This is a genomic window from Slackia sp. (assembly GCF_977041755.1).
This window is the reverse complement of record NZ_CDRRGL010000005.1, coordinates 1-20,149: the sequence shown is the minus strand read 5'-3', so window position 1 is coordinate 20,149 and position 20,149 is coordinate 1. Positions and strand designations below refer to the sequence as shown.

Here is a 20,149-nt window from a genome sequence, read left to right as displayed (position 1 = left end):
TTCGCCGTTGGGCTCGCTCCCCCAGCGGCGAAACACAAGTTTTCTTGTTCTCGAAAACGAATCGATCATGCATCCCGCAGCACGCATGAAAAACCAGCACAATGCCATTTCGTTTTACAAGCTCGAGCCCTGCTCCAAGCAAAATGCCAAACCGCACTCATTTACGCGCCGCGAATCCATTTGCCCTCGGCGTCCACATAGTCGCCGTCGATCCACTTCGAAGATTGCATGACGCCCGAACCATCGAAGTAGTAGCACGAGCCGTTGATCCATTTCCAGCCCGTAACCATGGCGCCGGAATTCTCGAAATAGTATTTCGAGCCGCCAATAGTACGCCAACCGGTAACCATCTCTGCGGCATCATTGAACCAATACCAGGAACCGCCCAAACCCAGCCAGCCCGTTTCGAACCTGCCAGACGCGTTCGCATAATGCCATGCGCCATTAAGATTGAGCCAACCGGTTTGCATGACGCCCGATTCGTCGAAGAAATAGTACGCAGAGCCAATTCGCTTTAACCCAGTAGCCATGACGCCAGAATCGTCAAACCAGAACCACGCATCGCCGATCTCGCACCAGCCCACGGCCATCGCGCCCGACTCTCCAAAATAATGCCGCACACCGTCAACCGTTTGCCAGCCGGTGGCCATAATGCCCGAATCGCCGAGCCAGAATCGCGAACCGCCCACATTCAACCAACCCGTTTGCATGGCGCCACTGCTCGTATCGAGGTAGTACCAGAAATTGCCTTCCTGCAACCAACCCGTGCTCATGGCGCCCGAAGGGCCCAGATGGTACCACGAGCCTCTGTTCTGCCAACCCGTGAGCATCGCGCCAGACGAATCAAACAGGTACCAATCGGCGCCCACGCGCTGCCACCCCGTGGCCATTCGGCCATCGCCGCCATCGGCGAACCAATAGCGCGAACCGCCCTGGTCAAGCCAGCCTTCGTGCATCGCATACGTGCCCGTATCGAACCAATACCACGAGCCATTGATGGAATTCTTGCCCAGCACAAGCGAGCCCGATGAAGCAGCATAGCGCCAAACCCCGTCGCCCGAACACCAGCCCGTAGCCATAGCGCCCGAGCTCTCGAAGAAATACCCGCTGCCTTGGATTGTTTTCAGGCCCGTTGCCATAGCGCCGCCCGCGTTGGCGTCAAAGTAATACCAGGTTCCCTCGATGCTAAACCAGCCCACTCGCATTGCTCCCGACCAAGAATCGAGATAATACCAATGCTCGTTGGTCCAAAGCCAGCCGGTTTGCATCCAGCCCGACGCGTCGAAGTGGTACCACTGGTCGTCAATCTGTGCCCAGCAGTTCGCGGGATAGCTGCCGTCAGCGTATCGATACCACCATTTCGACCCCGATTTAACCCAATGGTCGCTGTTGATGGGCTCCATATAGGTGTAATTAAGGTCGACCCTTTCACTTATTCCCGGAATAACGCCATAGTCCGAGAACTGCCAAACGCCATTTCCCTCGCTGAAATTCGACATGGGCGCATACGTCAGGCCAATTGACGTATTGTATGCGGCAACCCATTTCGAATAATTGTCGAACACGGGGGATGTGAGGTACGCATTCCACCAAGAAAGGTTCGCATACGTCCCCACGGGATAGCCCGCCGCCGTGAGCTTGTCGAAAAACGCCTGCGCAATTGCGGCGTAATTCTTCCCCACCATTTTCTTATCTTCCATATCGAAATAAACGGGGAAAGCCAGATCGGCGCCCGTAAGGCCTTCGCTCTTGAGCTGGGAAATAACGAAGTCGGCTTCCTTGCTCGCCTCTTCGGGCGACGTGGCCCTTGAATACAGGTATACGCCAAACGGCATGCCGGTCGACAGGCACCCCTGCACATTGTTGTGCCACTGAGGGTCTGCATAGGTGGAGGCGTATCCGCAACGAAGAATCGCGAAATCGACGCCCGCGGTTTTCACCTGGGCCCAATTGATTTTCCCCTGCCATTCACTTACGTCGATGCCTTTATACGCGCCGACGCCGGTGCAATACCCTTTGCTGAACTGGTCAAACCAATTAAATACCGGATAATGGCCATTGGGGTTGGTTTCAATCGAACACGCCATAACGCCATCGGCGGAATCGGCGGAATCGGCGGCCGCTTCCTCGAACGTGCCCAAATTATCGGTGCTCGCACCGCTGGCGCTTAAAACGAGCTCGCCATTAAGGAAGCGCCAGCTGTTCGCCCCATCGGAAAGCTCATCCGCATAAGCGCAGTTCAACGCGCCGTATGCAAGTAGTGCCATCCACACGCACGCCGCAACAAGAAAACAGGTTTTACGCTTTGCCATGCGCAGCCCCTCCAAAAACCGCCATGCACAGCGAGCGCTCCATCGCACGTGGCGCGAAGAAGTGCCCATGTGCCAATCAATCGTAATCAAACGTGCCCACCCCCAGCTCCACCGCCTTAAGCAGACGGCTTCATTGGGGTACCACGCGCCACCAAAACAGGCAGACAACCGTCGCCTCCGAGCAAATAACGAATAAGAGATTGCGGGAAAGAGGCGCGACACCCCTCCACTCTACCGCATGGGACAACATCGGCAAGAAACGAAAGAGCCCGTGTTAGGCCAAAGACAGGAAAACTCCCCAGCCTTCTCCCATTCAAGAGAGAAAGCCGGGGAGTTTTCGCATTTAGATTGACGGATCAACCGCATGAAACAATTCGAAAATCGGGTTGTGCATTGCCGAAAGGCAAAGGTGAACACCCTTCAGCGAAATGCGCGTACAAGCGGCCGGAGCAAACGCCCCGGCCGCGCGCCGTTCTGAAAACGGTGAAACGCCAGCTAGCTCAGAGAAGACTATGCGCTTTGGTCCCATCGCCCATCGGAGTCGACGTAGGAGCCGTCGATCCACTTGTTCGCCTGCATAGCTCCCGAGCCGTCGAAGTAGTAGCACGAGCCGTCGATCCATTTCCAGCCCGTGGCCATCGCGCCGGAATCGTCGAACCAGTACTTCGCGCCGCCGATCGCCTGCCAGCCGGCCGCCATGACGCCCGAGTCGCCGAGCCAGTACCAGGCTCCGCCTCGATTCAGCCAGCCCGTTTGCATGGCGCCCGAGCCGTCGAAGTAGTAGTACGAGCCGTCGATGACGCTCCAGCCGGAAGCCATGGCCCCCGAGCCGTCGAAGTGGTACCTTTCGCCGCCGATCGTCTGCCAGCCCGTTGCCATCGCGCCGGAGCCGGAGAGGTAATACCAGGCGCCGCCCGTGCTCAGCCAGCCGGTCTGCATAACGCCCGAGCCGCTGAAGTAGTAGTACGATCCATCAATCACGCGCCAGCCCGAGGCCATCGCGCCAGAATCGTCGAACCAATACCAGGAGCCGCCAATCTTTTGCCAACCGGTCTGCATAATGCCGGAGCCAGAAAGGTAATACCACGTACCGCCCAAATTCAGCCAACCCGTTTGCATATAGCCCGAACCATCGAAGTGGTAGTAAGAGCCATCGATGATGCACCACTCGTTCGCGGGATAGCCGCCGTTGTCATACGGGTACCACCAACCGCCAGACCCAGTCGCCCAGTGGCCAGGAAGCGCGATGTAATTACCGGCACTGCGCACAATGTCAAAACCCGTGTACATGCCAGCCCCGCCAAAGCGACCCATTCCAACAATTGTCGCCCGCGCTTTTCCGGGAGCTACATTGTTGTCATAGGTAACGTAGTAGTCGGATCCCTCTTTCAATTCCGAGTCATACCTCGTTACCGTGGGGTGCGGCTCAAGAGCCTTCCCCGTATATTCGAAGGTCGCGCTCTCAAAATCTACTCGAGCAGCCGTCAAATCCTCATGGATCCCGAAGAAATACGGAGCTCCATTCGACGACTTGTACCGAGCGGTACAGCACACATAGTACGTTCCCGGCTCCAGAATACCGAAATGCATCGTCGTGGTTTCATCTGTATTAGGAGTTTCTTCAACAAGATATTTGCCCGTTATCGAATCGACTATCGTGTCGCCGTTCTCATTAACGAGGGCGAACATCAAAGACTTGTTCGTCACTATATCCATCGAAACGGGACCATACTCCGGCAAAGTGAACTCATAGTAATCGAGGTCGAAAGAGCCGAGCGGATTATAGAAGGAACCTGCAACCAAACTTCCCAGTTCGATTTTGGTTGCAACCTCAGGAATCGTCTGCTCTTTTGACGGGGAATTCGGCTCCATCTCATATTGGAAGCGGGCATTATCCCCGAATTTAACAACATCGTACCGGGCCCCTACCGTTCCATAGCCGTATTGGGCGCTACCAAGCAATGTGAAGTAGTACGAACCAGGAGCCAATGCGAAGGAGCCATACGTTTCGCCCGATTTCGGAGACCAAGCGTAGAGAACCTCGCCATTGGAATCACTCAGACTGCACAGAACGGACTTTACGCCCATCAAGACAGTTCCCAGGTAAACCACGCCTCCTTTCGGAAGATCGATTCTGTAGGTCGTTAAACCCATCGTGTCATTCCAGTAAGACGGATCCGATGCAACGCCTTCTTTCAAGACAAAGTCATATTTCATGGTCTTAGGTTTGACCTGGAAATTAACCGTACGCTCACCAGCAAAATTTCCCTTGCCAGTTATCTTCAGAGAAGCTGAACCGACCTTTGTATTGTTTGAATACTCGACGGAGTAGTCCTCACCCTGGACAAGGTGCTTTCCGTTGTAAATCAGGTCGAGAGCATCTTGCATTATGGGCTCGCCGGTATATTCCTTATCCTCAACGCCATCCACTTCAACCAAGTTGATATCCGCGGGCTCAATGTTAAATGAAGATTCCAAATACCCCGAATAGCCAACAAGCCCAGCGCCCATATGCGCCAAAACCTTCGCCGTACCAACGTCCACATTGTTGGAAGCGAAAATATCATATTCTAGACCAGGATCGAGCGCGCGGCCATTGGCATCACGTACGACAACATCGGGAACAATGGGGTCGCCCGTGTACACCAAAGAAGGAATCGCATCGATAGCGCAACCAGAAAGCGACGAGCGCTTCAGCTTATCGACGATATTCACCTCGACAGACACCGTGCCCGAATAACGGCCCATGCCTCGAATAATCACCTTACCCTGGCCCACTTTGTCGCAGTTCTCGTATGAAAGCCTGTAGTCGACATTCTCGACAAAGTTATCCGACGGGAGAAGTTTAGGCTTCGCGGGGGCAAGATATTCATCGCTCTCAAAATCGTAAAGCCCAAGGCCAAGCGACGAGACGTCAAGCGAATTAACGATTCGGAATGACTTCGTTACCGACCCCGAAAGCCCATTAATCCCCTTGACGTTAATATAGCCTGTACCAACAGAAGTGTTGTTCGAGTACGAGAGAGCGTAGTCAACTCCCTCAACCAATTCCTTGCTCGAGCCGCCGACCTTCAAAAACACGCTCACTGAGGGCTCGACCTTAGAACCGGTCAGCAAAAACTTATCGCCGCCATACAAAAACGGCTCACCGCTCAAATAAACCGAGCCATTGCTCGACAGGCTATAAGAGCTCGCATCGATGATTCGGAACGACTCTCGCATTTCCCCCGTATAGTCGCCCATACCCGAAATAACTACGGTTGCAACGCCTTTATTCACGTTGCTTTCGTAACGAAGGGAGTAATCGATGCCTTCCGTCAAATCATTTTGAGCGCCCGAAACACGAACCGAGACCTCGGGTTCCACGGCGGAGCCGGTATAGAACGCTACGCTGTCAACATGCGCAGTTGCTGCACCTTCATTGGAGAGATCAATTTTGTCGACGATGGAAAACGTTGCTTCCGCAGTTCCGACATAATCGCCAATGCCCCGCAGAAGAGCTTTTCCTGTTCCAATGGCGTTATTGTCAGAGTACTCAACGGTGTAATCTACGCCCTCGCGAAGGGAAACACCCGCGTTCTTCATCACGAGATACACGCGAGGAGTAATCGGGGCGCCTTTATAGACAAATTCTTTTCCGTATATAAGAGGCGAGCCATCGGCAATACTTGCCGCGCCAATGCGGAAATTCAATCGAAGCTCACCAGTGTAAGCGCCCTTTCCGGACACAACGGCAACGCCCGTTCCAACGTGGTCGTTCGATTCATACGTTAGATCGTAGTCAACGCCCTGCACAAGAGAATTGCCGCCGAACGAAACAGTGACAGCCGGAGTCGCCATGCCATTGACGAGAACGCTATCTTCGACGCTCACTTCGTCTGCCTCGCTCAAATCGCGAAGAGAAGAATCGCCCAACTCGCTAGATGAACCAGCGTCTGAAGTCACCTCGGCACTATAGACGCCCTTTTTGCCCGAGGGAATATCGACAAGACTGAATATGTTGCCAGATTGGTCAACCCAGTTTCCCGTCCATCCCTCAATCTGAGAAGGCTCCAAAGCCACTGCGCACAGATCAAAGCCGTCGCCAACTGATATTTGTCCGAGATTAGAACAAGCTTCGAATATAGAGGTCGTCTTTGTCGATTCCGAAGCAACGAACGAGGAGATATCGAGCGACGCCAACGAGGAGCAGCCATAAAACATGGCCTCCATGTTCTTTGCCGCAGACGTATCCCAGCCAGAAACATTTAGAGATGTCAACGAGGAGCAGAGCTCGAACATACATCCCAAATCAATCGCAGATGACACGTCAAGATTCGACACATCCATCGATTCGGCAGAAGAAAGCTGAGCGAAGAGCCCCCTCGAATACTGCGATGCCTTAACGCCCTTTGAAACGTAAACGCTCTTTATATCCTGACGACAGCCATCATCGCACCAGGGCGCGACAGCGGAGTCAAACGAATCGGGCAATGCTCCGAAATCCGCTCCACCCTTAGGGCGAATCGTCAGGCAGCCATCGGCATCCACCGCCCATTCGCAGTCGCCCCAAGATTGCCACTCGCTACTCTGGTCCGATTCGCCAGGCAAAACAGCACTGGCGGCATCGATTGGCGAACTGGTATTCGCGGAAGACGTACCCTCGATCTGCGCGGCTCCGTTTTCTTCGGCCCCAGCTTCATCAATTGAAGTCGCGGCATCATCGGCTTGCGCTTCTATCGATGACGATTCTGCACCTCCTTCTCCACTCGTAGTCGCGCCTTCTTGCGCCATCGCTGGCGTAACAGGACACAGACCCACTGCAAGTACGACCGCCATCGCACCCTTAAGTGCGCGGCTCCCCAGGTAGTCGGCCTTTTTCATAGACCCTCCTATCAAGCAATAGCCTACCCTTTCGTTCTATTATCCCCCCACATTTTAAAAAATTGTTGCGCAACATTTTGCGGAGCCCCTGCCCCTCTGTGCGCGATTTATGTGCTCCGCTATCCCGTGTTCGGTTTTTGTGCTACACTTTCGAAATCCGAACAAGAGAGAGAATTCCCATGGCACTTACCCATAACCAATTCAAAGTCATCAACGCCCTGTCGCAAACGGCTGGGCTCACGCAGCGCGAAATCGCCGAAACCACGGGCATGGCCTTGGCTACGGTGAACGTCGCCATGAAGGAATGCGCCGAGGAAGGCCTCCTCGAAGACGGCCGCCTTACGGCCAAGGGCATGGCGGCGCTCAAGCCTTACGCCGTCGACAACGCGGTTATCCTGGCCGCCGGCCTTTCCAGCCGCTTCGCCCCCATCTCGTACGAGCGCCCCAAGGGCCTGCTCAAGGTGCGCGGCGACGTGCTCATCGAGCGCCAAATTAAACAGCTCAAGGCCGCTGGCGTGAACGACATCGTGATCGTGGTCGGCTACAAGAAGGAATCGTTCTTCTACCTCGAAGACAAATACGGCGTGAAAATCGTCGTCAACCGCGCCTACGCCGAGCGCAACAACAACAGCTCGCTCATGCTCGTGCGCGAGATTCTGGGCAACACCTACATTTGCTCTTCCGACAATTACTTCGAGGAAAACCCCTTCGAAAGCCACGTGTGGAAAGCGTACTACTCCGCCGAATACTCCGAAGGCCCCACGAAGGAATGGTGCATGCAAACCAAGTCGCATGACCGCATCTCGAAGGTGACCATCGGCGGCAGCGACGCCTGGTACATGATCGGCCACGCCTACTTCGACCGTGCGTTCTCTGAGCACTTCCGCGAAATTCTGGAAGCCGAATATGATCTGCCGCAAACGCGCGACAAGCTCTGGGAGAACCTCTACATCGAGCACCTCAACGAGTTCGACATGACCATCCGCCGCTACGAGAATCCCATCATCCACGAGTTCGACTCCCTCGATGAACTGCAGGAATTCGATCCGCTGTTCCTGGAAAACCTCGACAGCGAGATTTTCGACAACATCGTCGCCGTGCTTGGCTGCGAGAAATCGGAAATCCACGACGTGTACCCGCTGAAGCAGGGCATCACGAACCTGAGCTGCCACTTCGCTACCAACGATGGCGAGTGGGTCTACCGCCACCCCGGCATTGGCACCGAGCTGCTTATCGACCGCAACGCCGAGAAGGCCGCGCTCGAAACGGCCGCCAAGCTCGGCCTCGACGACACCTTCGTGTTCGAGAACCCGCGCCGCGGCTGGAAGATTTCGAAGTTCATCGTCAACTGCAAAAACCTCGACGCCCACAATAGCGAACAGCTCGACCAGGCCATGCGCATGGCGCGCAAGCTGCACGAGTCGAACGCCAAGGTCGAGCGCAGCTTCAGCTTCTACGACGAAGGCCGCAACTACGAGCGCTCGCTGCTCGCCCGCGGTCCCATTAGCGTGAACGACTGGCAGGAAATGAGCGACCAGGCGGCCAAGCTCAACGAGTACCTCGTGGCCGACGGCGGCGAGCCCGTGCTGTGCCACAACGACTTCTTCGGCCTGAACTTCCTCATCGACGAAGACGGCAGCACGAGCCTCATCGACTGGGAATACGCTGGCATGGGCGACTACGCCAACGATTTTGGCACCTTCTGCGTATGCGAGCAGCTCAGCGAAGATGAAATGCTCCGGGCGCTCACCAGCTACTTCGACCGCACCCCCACCGACGTCGAATGGCGCCACAACCTGGGCCAGGTCGGCATGGCGGGCTGGTGCTGGTACGCCTGGTCGCTGCTTAAGGAAAGCGAAGGCGACAACGTGGGCGAATGGGCATATATCTATTACCGCCACGCCAAGACGTATTTGAAGAAGGCACTCGACCTCTACGAAGCAGCCGGCAAGTAACCGCGCCGGCACAACGAAAACACGTACGTTATCGGTCAGGAGAAGACATGCAGCAGGATATCGCGGCCCTTCGCAAACAAAGGCACCGCTCGTTTATGATGAAGGGCGTCGCCTTCGCCGTGGCTTCGGGCATTTGCTACGGTCTGTACACGGCGTTTCTTACCTTGGGAGAAACCCAAGGCGTGTGGGGCGCATGGTTCGCGGGCGAGGCCTGGAACGGCAACGCCCCGCTAAGCGCGTTCGCCATCACCTTTACCCTTGCCGCACTCGCAGCAGGCCTCAACGACCTGTTCAGCGGCCTGTGGTCGCTCGTTATGTGCGCCAAGAACGGCCAGCTCGGCGACCTGCGCAAAACCATCGCGACCAAGCCAGGCCGCGTCATGATGCTGTGCGCCGCCATTGGCGGGCCGTTCGCGACCATCGCCTACGTGGTTGCACTCAACTCGGCGACCGCCGCGGGCAACCCCGGCGTCATCGTGCCCATCGCGGCGCTCAACTGCGCCATTGGCGCCGTGCTCGGCCGCATTCTGTTCAAGCAGAGCCTCGGCGCGCATAAAATCGCCGGTGTGCTCGTGTGCCTGGCCGCCGCCGCCGCGATTGGCGGCACGAGCTTCGCGAACATGGGCCCCGAAGCACTGTTCGGCTGCCTGTTCGCCTTCCTGGCCGCATTCGGCTGGGGCTTCGAGGGCTGTGTGGCCGGCTTCGGCACCGTGCTCATCGACTACCGCATCGGCATCGCCATTCGCCAGCTTACCGCGGGCCTGCTCGAGCTCGTCATCGCCTTCCCCGTTCTCGCCGCCTTCGGCGGTGACATCGCCAGCGTGCCCACGATTCTCGCAGGCGCCATCACCGACCCGGCCATCGTGATCTTCGCCATTTCGGGCCTGTTCGCGATGCCCGCGTTCTCGTTCTGGTACAAGGGCAACTCCATGTGCGGCACCGCCCTGGGCATGGCCTGCAACGGCATGTACGCCTTCTGGGGACCGTTCTTCATTTGGATCGTTCTGGGCGTGCTGAACATCGGCGGCATGTCAGCCGACTATCCTCCCCTGTCAATCATGCAGTGGGTTGGCGCGCTCGTCATGGTCGCAGGCATCTTCCTGATTGCCGTGAACCCCGCCGATCACCTGGCAAAACGAAAGGAGCAGAACAATGAAGAATAATCTGCCGCCCCTTTACTACGCCATTATTGGGCAATTCAAAGACGATGCCGAGCATTGCGCCGCCGACATCGTGACCGCGCTCGAGAGCGACTACGCGGGCTACAAGCTGCTCACCAACAAAGACGTTGAGGAAGCCCTTGCAACCGCGAAAGAGAACGGCATTCTCGACGAAACGCGTGCCGACCTCGACGACAACGGCCAACTGCGCGTCTTCTACCGCATGAGCGTTTTCGGCGGCGTTATGGTGAACCAATACCTCTAGCCCCGAAAAAATACAAGCCGCCCAGGGCGAATGCCTTCGGACGGCGCGCACGAAAAAGTCCCGCCGCGAGCAAACCCGCGGCGGGACTTTTGCTTTGAGTCGATAAAGCCGCCCGGCGCTCAATCATTCGATGCGATTGGGACGCTCGTTACTCAATCGCGACGGCTTGGCTGTCCATCATTTGCCACGTCGAGAAAAAGACCTTCGCATCCCTCGTCACGTCGCCCGAAATGGAATCGGAAACGTACACGATGCCCTCTTCATCATCGTAGCCCTTCAGCACGACCGCATGGTTTCCGCCCCACAAGCCGTAGCTGTGGCCGTTGTACCACGAAGCCGCATAGCGCCCGCCGGGGTATCCGCCCCATTCGGTATTCCATACCTCAATCGGCTGGCCACACGACAGGCGGCTCTTCAAAGCAGGAATAGAGCTGAACGACACGTCCACGGCGCGCAGGGAGCTTCCCGCAGCGCTCAAGTAGTTGTTGCCCGCAATGACGATTGCGGGGGCCACGCAGCCGTTGAACCCACCCGTTCCCGTGAACGGATCGCCAGCGAACGCCGTCACGAAATTATTGCTCCAGCTGAGCGGAAGATAGTGACCCGCGATAGTCGTCTTCGAAAGGCCGAACCCGTAGTAATTCAGAAGGTTCGTGAGAGCAACCGATTCGCAACCCGTCGGCAACTCTGGATACTGCATGTAGCACGGAACGTCGACCCATGCGCCGACCATCGCGCCCGACGAGCTGAACTTGTAATCGACCGAGCCGACGTACTGCCAGCCGCCGCACGCCATATACCCCCACGAGTTGAAGTAATACCAGTTTCCGTCAACATAATTCCAGCCTGTTTGCATGGCGCCAGAATTGCCGAGCAAATACCAATGGCCATCCCAATACAGCCAGCCCGTTTGCATGATTCCCTGGTCGTTGAGGTAATACCACGTGCCATCAAGCTCTTGCCAGCCCGTGAGCATAAGCCCCTCGTCCGAGAACAGGAACCGTTTGCCATCGAGCTGAACCCAGCCGGCAAAAGGCAGGCCGTCTTCACCGGTCACAATAATGCCGTCGGCCGACTGCACGCCCTTGCACAGAATCGCGCCGGAGGAACCTGCATAGAACGCTTGGCCATCGCCATCCACGACCCACCTGTTCGACGCCATGGCCCCAGAAGCGTCGTCGAAATAATATTCGACGCCATCGAGCTCAACCCAGCCCGTCTGCATGGCATACGTTTCCTCGTCAAGGTAGTATCGGCAGCCGCCATCGGACAGCCAGCCGCTCTGCAGCACGCCCGAATCCGAGGCGTAATACCACGCTCCGTCAAAGAAGAACCAACCCGAAGCCATGGCGCCATTCGAGTAAAAACCATAGGGGGTGCCGTCGATTTCGCATGGGCCGTTCGCCATTGCGCCAGTCTCGCGGTCGAGCCAATACCACGTGTCTCCCTCAAGCAGCCAGCCGCGCTCGAGCACGCCCGTCGGCCTCAAGGAATACCATGCCCCATCAATCCAGCGCCATCCAGTGGCCATAGCTCCCGACGATTCGTCGAAATAGTAAGCTGCGCCATCGAGTTCGAGCCAGCCCGTTTGCATGGCGCAGGTTTCCCCATCGAAGTAGTACCATATATCGCCGATCTCCAGCCAGCCGCACTCGAGCATACCCGACGGCCTTGCGTAATACCACAGCGATGCCTCGGAGTCATACGACCAGCCAACCGTCATAGCACCCTCGCGAGCACCCGAATCGACAAATCGGTACATGCAGCCATTGCATTCAACGACACCCGTCGCCATAAGATGGGTGGTGGGGTCAAACCAGTACCACGTATCGCCGAGCTTAAGCCACCCCTCACAAAAGGAATCCTGGTTATCAGACGTAAGGTAGACCCAGCCGTCTTCGGTTTCGTTCCAGCCCTTCGCATATGTCGGATGAGACGAATCGGGCGACTGCGAATCAGAGCCAGCGCCTTCAGATTCGCCAGTCGATGGCGTATTGGACTCCGGATCAGCTGCCGACGCGCCGGTTCGTTCGGAAGAGCCCGTGTTTAACCCCATGGAAGAATTCAACGATACGTCCGCGGTATTCTCAGACTGAACCGCGTGTGGGGCATTAGACGCTGCACTATTCAGGGACGCATTATCCGCCCAGCAAAGCTGGCATGGAACGAGAAGCGCGATTCCCATGAGCAGCGCCGCTTTTCCGTATTTCAAAATCTTGCTCGATTCTTGCACTCTTTTTCAACTCGATGCTTGCGGCGATAATTCTAGCAATGATTCACCCAGGTAACATTTTTTAACAAGAAAGAACGGGGGGCGGTCAAAATTGACCGCAAGAGCCACACAGAAAACGGGCCCGCGCCTTTCGACGCGATGCCCGCAATAAGGCGAAACGCCCTTCGTTCCTTGGAAAATCAAAACCCCAAAGCACTACTCAAGAGGAACGCCGTTGTACCAACCCCATTTCGGAGAATACGTCGTTGTGTAGTAGCTGAGCCATTCGTCGAGCGGCATCGTGCGAATACGGCCGATATTGTCCATAACGGTGTTGTTGCCCACATAGATGCAAATGTGGCCCCAAATCGAACCCGCATACGTATGAGTATGGGACGGAACGGCGATGATCATACCGACGCGAAGTTCGCTCAAATTATCGAGACCGCAATAAGCGTAGAACATGTCGTCGGCATCGTAGTCGTTATTGGGGAGCAATTGACCCTGACCAATACGATTGAATACCAAGGCAACCCATTCCGAACAAAGCCCTGGCCCCGGAGTGGGAACCGCACTACAGACAACAACGAGCTGTCGTTGCATGTCGGTTGTCGCCGATGGTTCCGCTTCAAGCATCGCCCCATCGCCGCCAAACTGATAGTAGTGAGAATCGATGGTATGCCATCCCGTCACCATCGCCCCCGACGATGCAAGGTAATACCACTTTCCTGCATCCTTAAACCAGCCGGTGAGCATAGCTCCATCAGAGCCGAAGTAATACCAGGCGCCGTTAATGTACTCCCAACCAGTGTCGTATGCGCCGTTTTCGTCGAAGTGGAACCAGCTCGACCCGAGCAATTCCCAGCCTGCAAACGAATCGCCGTTTTCTTTCTTCAAAACGACGTCGCCGTTTTCGTCGTACTTCGCATAGTAATCAACCGCACCGGAAGCGGACGCGTGCGCCGCCCTTCCGTCTTCGAACTCGAACCAGCAGCTCGACTCCATGCGACCGCTGTCTTGGAACTTATACCAAGCACCGCCGATTTGTTGAATGCCGACAACCATGAGCCCTTGTTGCTCGGGGTCGAGCCAATACCAGCCGCCCTTGGCAAGCCAGCCCGTTTGCAGCGCGCCAGACGGCTGCGCATACACCCAACCGTCGTCGCACAGCACCCAACCAGTTTTCATGGCCCCGCTGTCGTCGAATGCGTACCACGAGCCGCCTATCTCTTCGCGGCCCGTCGCCATAACACCAGAACCAGCGAGGTAATACCACGTTTCGCCTTGCAGAACCCAGCCCGTTTGCATGGCTCCCGAGTCGTCGAGCAGGAACCACTCATCGTCAACCTTTTGCCAACCCGTAAGCATTTCCCCGTCTTCAGCGAAAAGGTACCACGAGCCATTAACCCATGCCCAGCCGCTCGCCATGGCGCCTGAGCCGTTAAGCCAATACCAGGTGCCAAAGCGACACAGCCAACCCGTTTGCAGCGCGCCAGACGAGTTCGTGAAATACCAGGTGCCGCTATCGTTCACCCAGCCGGTGCGCATGTCCCCAGTTTGCGGGTCGAGATAATACCACGACCCTCCGACGAACGCCCAGCCAGAAGCCACTACGCCATTCGGGTAGGAATACTGCCATGCTCCATTGAGAATGTACCAGCCCGCATACATATAGCCCGCCGAATCGAAGCGGTACAGAGCACCGTCTACCTCCAAGATGCAACTCGTTGGGTAGCCGCCATCGTCATAGGCATACCACCATCCAGTGCCGTTATGCTGCCACGATCCGGGAAGCGCGATTCGATTGCCTTCACTTTTCACGATGGCGAACGGCACGCGTGCCTCAAAGCCGGCATAATCGCCAAGGCCTCCGATGAGCACCGAAGCCTCGCCGGGAACGACGTTATTCTCATACGAAACGACGTAGTCACGGCCTTCGACAAGCGACCGCTCGCCATCGCGCACCGTGACCTGCGGGGTGATCGCGACGCCAGTATATTCAGCCGAAGTGCTCTCCAACTCACATAGCACCTGTTCAAAAGACGGCTGCACTTCTTGCGGCTCTTTTCCTTCGGCCTGCGCCCCATTCGCTTCCGCAACGGCAAACGCCGCCTCGTCGCCAGCCTGCTCTGCGCCGACGAGCGATTCGGCAGGCTCTACGGAAGCGCTTTGCGCCCATGCCACACCTGGAAGCAACGTCAGCGACACCACCGCCACAAGAGCCAGAGGACACGCCGCCCTATGCATCTTCTTCATGCTTTGCCCCTTCTTTACCGCATGAGGATTACCCAAGACGGGCCATCACTCACAAATTCAGAAATGCTGTTACCCATGCCTCCGAAAGAATGCCAAAAACGGTTCTCGTACGGAGTGTCGCCCCAGAAAAATCCAATATGGCAGTCCGTCGAATACGGGTTGAACGGATAGAAAAATACCAAATCGCCTTTGCGAGCCTCGCCGCTTGCGAGCAATTCCGAGACGCTGCTGAACTGCAACACCGTAGCTCCGCTGTCAAGAGCATAGCCATACCAACGGTATGCATTGCAGAAGCTCCCACGGCCCGGACCCCCCGGCCATGGCGAGTTCGATTGGTCGTTCGCAATCTTCGACAAATCGCCACCGGCCTTCGCATAGGCATGCGACACGAAACCGCCGCAATTCATTCCGGTGAATCCATCGCTTCTCGGTTCCCCATTGGGATACGTGCAGCACACAGGACTTAAGGATGTATCGTAGCGTGTGCCAAGATAGTAGGAATCGTTCTCGTGAGAAATCAGCTGTTCGAGCAAACGCTGCCTACTTACGCCCAAGACGGAACCGGACGCGTCGACCCACACGCCCGAAGCGCTAAACCATGAGCAGGTTCCGTCGCAATCGTACCAACCGGAAGACGCCATGCGTCCCGTTGCCTCATCGAGCCAGTACCATGCAGAGCCGTAATGCAGCCAACCCGTTTGCATAGCGCCGCTCGAATCAAGGTAATACCAGGCACCACCCCAGCTCAGCCAGCCCGTACACATAGATCCCGAGTCGTTGAAGAAATACCACGCCTCTCCGCATTGTTTCCAGCCCGTCGCCATAGCGCCCGAGTCATCGAAGAAATACCACGAGCCCGATATTGAGCGCCAGCCGGTCGCCATTGATCCATCGGAATCGAGCCAGTACCACGACGAGCCGTCCCAGTACCAACCTGTTTGCATTGCGTAATCGGAATCGAAGAAGCAATGCGAATCACCTATGCGCACCCATCCCGATTGCAGCTCGCCATCGGCATTCGCGTAAAACGTTTTTCCGTCGACGGAGAAGAACCCGGGGAGAGCCTGCTCCCACGAATCACCGCGCACGGTGCTTTGTGGCCCGCCCTGCACCACAGGAGCGCCCGAAGCATTTTTGCCCGCGACGAAAATCACAGCGCCGTTCGATTTAAGCAACGCCAAGCCCTCGCCGCAGGGAGCCCATCCGGACATCTGAATCGCGCCATTGGCCAAGGCGTAGTAGCGGTCGCCATACGCCTCGAATTCCCCAGTCGCCATCGCGCGGGTTTCGAGGTCGAGCCAATACCAATGGGACCCGTCCCAATACCAACCCACGTCAAGCGCGCCCGATTCGGCGGCATGGTACCAGACGCCATCGACAAGAGCCCAGCCAGTTTGCATGGCGCCCGACGCGCCCATGGCGTAGAGGCTCGAACCATCGTTCACCAGGCCCGTCGCCATAGCTTTCGTCGAGGGATCGAGCCAATACCACGCGCCCCATTTATGCAGCCACCCGCTCTGAAGCTCGCCAGAAGAATCGGCATAATACCAGGTGCCGCGGTCATAAGCCCAGCCGAAAGCCATAGCGCCCGATGCGCCGAAGCAATACGAGCCCGAACCGCACTGCGTAGCACCCGTGGCCATAATACCGGTTTCGGGGTCGAGCCAGTACCAATTCGAGCCGTCAAGCAGCCAGCATCGCTCCATTGCTCCCGATGCGTTGAAGAAACGCCAGCCATCATCGCACGCAACCCAGCCGAGCCTCATGGCGCCATAAGGAATGGAGGCATCGTCGCCGGCGTTCAGGAGATAGCGCCCACCTGCGCATTCCGTAAGGCCGACGGCCATGACGCCCTCGTTATCGAACCAATACCAAAAGCCCCCTGTATACAGCCACCCTTTGGCTGGGGCAGAGTTTCGGTAGTAGAACCATTGGTTAGAAGCCGCGTCGTATTCCCAGCCATTTTCGGGATGCGACGCTTCGGGCAATACCGGGGCGTCGGCAGACGCCTCGACCGCAGGTTCACCGCTTGCACTCGAAGAGCACCCTTCCGACGCATAGGCCGCCGGAGCCAGCTCACATGCCAAAACTAAAACGATGGCGCCCACCCAAACACGAGCAGAGGTCGCCACCTCTAAACACGAAGTACGAATTACGTTCACCGAAAAGAGCCTTTCAATCTTACAAACGCATTGTAAGACAAATCGATAGGGGCCCTCCATAAAAAGAGCCTCAAATACTTCGCTTAGGGAATCCATTTCCCATCAGGCCCAATACGATACCCGTCAATCACTGTATTCGTCGCCATGGCGCCATCGGACAAGAAATAAAAATCGCCCATCCAGCAATTCGCTTTCATGACGCCCGATGCGCCGAAGCAATACCACGACCCCGCGATAGAACGCCATCCCGTCGCCATTGTGCCGTCGGAATCGACCATTCCAAAGTGCCCATCGCTCTCGATAAGAATCGCATCCATGTATTCAAACGGCAGAATATAAATGCGGGCACTGCCGCTCGCCTCACCGGACTGCGCCAAAGCGACATTCGGGCAAAAAAAGAGCGCTGGCGCACATCAACGCGCCAGCGCACAACAAGCCGAAGAGCGGCATCACCCGCTTCGAAATCGAAACATCCATTGAGCTACTTCCTTCAACGATGGCCTTCCGCATGCCTAAACGGCAGCTCCATCATTGTCGGCGCCCTCCAAAATATAAGACATGGTCAACTTTGCTAATTGTACGTCACGACTTTCGTGCCATAGGGAATGTTGTCATAAATCCATTTTGCATTCTGAATTTCCAGACGCACACACCCGGCCGATGACGGAACGCCCATGGTCGGATCCATGATTCGGTTGCTGTTGACGTAGTACGGGGAGGAATGGAACAGGTAGTCACCGTAGAACTGCGTGTAGTAATAGCAGGTGTAGCCATGGCCGAACGAGTAGCCCTTGCCGAACACCTCATACTCGCCGATGACCGTCGGCGTTCCAGCCCTTCCTGTAGAGCACACATAGCGCCTGTTCAAATCCCAATTGCCCTGTGAACCGTAGTAAATGCTCGTGACGCACCGGGACGTATCGACCAGAATGAGCCAGTTCGTGCGGCTCGCGTAGCTTTGGGCCTTCGCATTCATTGAATCGGAAATCCAAACGCCGTTCGAATTGAAGCAATACCAAGAGCCATCGATCCACTGCCAACCCGTAGCCATGGCGCCATTGCCGTCAAACCAATACCAGGCGTCGCCCGAAGCGAACCAGCCGGTTTCCATGCGACCAGACGCGTTCGCGTAATACCACGTGCCATTCACATCGATCCAGCCAGTTTGCATGGCGCAGCTGCTCTCGCTGAAGTAGTACCACGAGCCGCCATCGTAGAGCCAGCCAGTTTCCATGCGACCGGAGGCATTTGCGCAATACCACGCGCCTCCAACGTAAAGCCAGCCAGTCTCGATACGGCCAGAATCGTTCGCATAGTACCAGGAGCCGTCGACATCGATCCAACCGGTCTGCAGGGCGCCACTCTTGTCGAAATAGTACCAAGCGCCATTGTCGTCCAACCAGCCAGCACGCGCGCAGCCATTTTCGTCAAAGTAGTACCACACGCCGCCAAACTGCTTCCAGCCCAACGAGGGCGCATGAGTTTCGGGATCGATGTAGAACTTGCAACCGCCCAGCTCCACGAAGCCGGAAGCGGGCTCAAGCACGCCATCGGCATTCGGGACATACAGCACGCCGCCGTCAAGCTTGCCGCAAAGCGCGCCATCGACGCCCGCAAAAACTGTCGTTCCATCCTCGGTGGTCACCCATTGGCGCACGGCAATTTCACCAGAGTCACTTGCGAAGTAGTTCGACCCGTCGACCGAGAAATATCCCGTAGCCAACTTAAGGCCACATGCGGGGTCAAGATAGTAGAAGTTTCCGTTTGCGGAAAGCCAGCCCGAATGAGCCGCGCCCGAAGCATCGGCGTAATACCGGTCGCCGCCATCGAGAATCCAACCCGTGGCCATGGCACCGGAAGCGTCAAAATAGTAGCGCGTCGACGAGATGTCGCTCCATCCCGTTGCCATAGCGCCATGTGCCGAGGGGTCAAGCCAATACCACGTGCCGCCAAGCTTCAACCAACCAGTCTCGGGCTGGCCATCGCGACCGTAATACCACGTTCCGGCATACGAGACCCAACCGTCAACCAGGCCATATTCGCCAAGCAAGTAGTCTTGTTCATCAATCGTAACGCACCCCTGCGCCATAGCGCAGCCATTATCGGGATCGAACCAGTACCATGCGCCGCCGATCAATTCCCAGCCGCCAGCCATATGGCCTGAAGCCTTCGCGTAATACCAAGCACCGCCGTCATAAAGCCAACCCGTAGCCATGGCGCCCTGGAAGTCGCCGCCCTGCGCCAAGTAATAGCGAGAACCCGAAAGCTCTATCCAGCCCGTAGCCATTTTGCAGCCCGCCGAGGAATCGAACCAGTACCAGTGGCCGTTGATATATTCCCAGCCCGAGACGAGCGCTCCATTGCGCACGAAATACCAGTCAGAGCCAACAGCGTTCCACCCCTCGCTATACGAGGGCTGTTCGCCTTGCTCGCCAGAATCGCCCTGGGTCGCTTCGTTTGTCGCCAGCTCGCCGGCAGGCTTGGCCTGCGACGCACCGACCGGCTCTTGCGAAGGCGCCGCAGAGGAAGCGGCCAAAGGAGCCTCTTCCTCGAACCGATCGGCAAGATTCGCGGAATCAACCGCTTTCTGTTCGAGCGCATCGGCGACCTGGCCACCACACGCGTCGGCGTCGAGCGCGAACGCCGCGCTTGGCACGGCGACGGCAAACGCCGCCGCAGCGAAAAGCGAAATGATTTGGGATTTCTTCATTGTAAAGCTCGTTTCGGAATAGGCATTAGCTTAGGCGATTATACCAAGAGAGGCACCAAGTCGCCTTGATGCCTCTTCTGTTCGCGGCCATGTTTGCCGCGACTGGATACTGTTCGCCGAGTTCGGAAGGACTAATCTTCCTGCTCCACGTAAATGCCCTCTTGCTTAAATACCGTAGCGAAGGTCTTGAAAAAGATCTTCACGTCAAGCAAGAACGACAAATGGTCGACGTAATACACGTCGAGGGCAAGCCT

At 56.6% G+C, this 20,149-nt stretch carries 11 protein-coding genes; 3 read left to right on the top strand and 8 right to left on the bottom strand.

All coding sequences use genetic code 11. The annotated features are described in order from the left end of the window. Window positions 1–161 precede the first annotated feature (161 nt). Together ACWI8T_RS01110 and ACWI8T_RS01105 are read right to left on the bottom strand one after the other, a co-directional pair. Entirely contained in the window at window positions 162–2,312 is a 2,151-nt protein-coding gene (locus tag ACWI8T_RS01110) for a GH25 family lysozyme (RefSeq protein ID WP_449137619.1), read from the bottom strand. Between the two features lie 510 nt (window positions 2,313–2,822). Next, window positions 2,823–7,175, bottom strand: a complete 4,353-nt coding sequence (locus ACWI8T_RS01105; RefSeq protein ID WP_449137618.1) for a BspA family leucine-rich repeat surface protein — start codon at window positions 7,173–7,175, stop codon at window positions 2,823–2,825. Between the two features lie 179 nt (window positions 7,176–7,354). Here ACWI8T_RS01105 and ACWI8T_RS01100 point away from each other — a divergent pair, with 179 nt between their 5' ends. The 3 genes from ACWI8T_RS01100 to ACWI8T_RS01090 all read left to right on the top strand — a co-directional run bounded on the left by ACWI8T_RS01100 (window position 7,355) and on the right by ACWI8T_RS01090 (window position 10,555). Then, complete coding sequence (locus ACWI8T_RS01100) at window positions 7,355–9,130, top strand: phosphotransferase (protein WP_449137617.1); 1,776 nt, start codon at window positions 7,355–7,357, stop codon at window positions 9,128–9,130. A gap of 95 nt (window positions 9,131–9,225) precedes the next feature. Next, window positions 9,226–10,293, top strand: a complete 1,068-nt coding sequence (locus tag ACWI8T_RS01095; RefSeq protein WP_449137616.1) for a hypothetical protein — start codon at window positions 9,226–9,228, stop codon at window positions 10,291–10,293. Further along, the gene (locus ACWI8T_RS01090) at window positions 10,283–10,555 is read left to right on the top strand and encodes a hypothetical protein (protein ID WP_281668150.1); all 273 of its coding nucleotides are present in this window, start codon (window positions 10,283–10,285) and stop codon (window positions 10,553–10,555) included. Before ACWI8T_RS01095 ends, ACWI8T_RS01090 begins: the two co-directional genes overlap by 11 nt. Window positions 10,556–10,703: 148 nt before the next feature. Here the strand turns inward: ACWI8T_RS01090 and ACWI8T_RS01085 are convergent, their stop codons facing one another. The 6 genes from ACWI8T_RS01085 to ACWI8T_RS01060 form a co-directional block, all read right to left on the bottom strand. Further along, on the bottom strand, window positions 10,704–12,611 hold the full coding sequence (locus ACWI8T_RS01085) for a C39 family peptidase (protein WP_449137615.1): 1,908 nt from the start codon (window positions 12,609–12,611) through the stop codon (window positions 10,704–10,706). A 372-nt stretch (window positions 12,612–12,983) separates the two neighbouring features. Beyond that, window positions 12,984–15,023, bottom strand: a complete 2,040-nt coding sequence (locus tag ACWI8T_RS01080; RefSeq protein ID WP_449137614.1) for an N-acetylmuramoyl-L-alanine amidase family protein — start codon at window positions 15,021–15,023, stop codon at window positions 12,984–12,986. Between the two features lie 14 nt (window positions 15,024–15,037). Continuing rightward, window positions 15,038–17,185: an N-acetylmuramoyl-L-alanine amidase family protein gene (locus ACWI8T_RS01075; protein ID WP_449137613.1), complete on the bottom strand. Its 2,148-nt coding sequence runs from the start codon at window positions 17,183–17,185 to the stop codon at window positions 15,038–15,040. An 83-nt stretch (window positions 17,186–17,268) separates the two neighbouring features. Beyond that, window positions 17,269–17,562 (bottom strand): hypothetical protein, encoded by a 294-nt coding sequence (locus tag ACWI8T_RS01070; RefSeq protein ID WP_449137612.1) that lies wholly within the window; start codon window positions 17,560–17,562, stop codon window positions 17,269–17,271. A 194-nt stretch (window positions 17,563–17,756) separates the two neighbouring features. Continuing rightward, complete coding sequence (locus ACWI8T_RS01065) at window positions 17,757–19,895, bottom strand: L,D-transpeptidase family protein (protein ID WP_449137611.1); 2,139 nt, start codon at window positions 19,893–19,895, stop codon at window positions 17,757–17,759. A gap of 131 nt (window positions 19,896–20,026) precedes the next feature. After that, window positions 20,027–20,149: sugar transferase (locus tag ACWI8T_RS01060; RefSeq protein ID WP_449137641.1), on the bottom strand; the 123-nt coding region annotated here is incomplete at its 5' end.

Coding starts and splice junctions, on each gene's coding strand:
- ACWI8T_RS01095 (WP_449137616.1), top strand. CDS start 9,226: ATGATGAAGGGCGTCGCCTTCGCCGTGGCTTCGGGCATTTGCTACGGT.
- ACWI8T_RS01085 (WP_449137615.1), bottom strand. CDS start 12,611: ATGGGGTTAAACACGGGCTCTTCCGAACGAACCGGCGCGTCGGCAGCT.
- ACWI8T_RS01110 (WP_449137619.1), bottom strand. CDS start 2,312: ATGGCAAAGCGTAAAACCTGTTTTCTTGTTGCGGCGTGCGTGTGGATG.
- ACWI8T_RS01090 (WP_281668150.1), top strand. CDS start 10,283: ATGAAGAATAATCTGCCGCCCCTTTACTACGCCATTATTGGGCAATTC.
- ACWI8T_RS01105 (WP_449137618.1), bottom strand. CDS start 7,175: ATGAAAAAGGCCGACTACCTGGGGAGCCGCGCACTTAAGGGTGCGATG.
- ACWI8T_RS01100 (WP_449137617.1), top strand. CDS start 7,355: ATGGCACTTACCCATAACCAATTCAAAGTCATCAACGCCCTGTCGCAA.
- ACWI8T_RS01065 (WP_449137611.1), bottom strand. CDS start 19,895: ATGAAGAAATCCCAAATCATTTCGCTTTTCGCTGCGGCGGCGTTTGCC.
- ACWI8T_RS01080 (WP_449137614.1), bottom strand. CDS start 15,023: ATGAAGAAGATGCATAGGGCGGCGTGTCCTCTGGCTCTTGTGGCGGTG.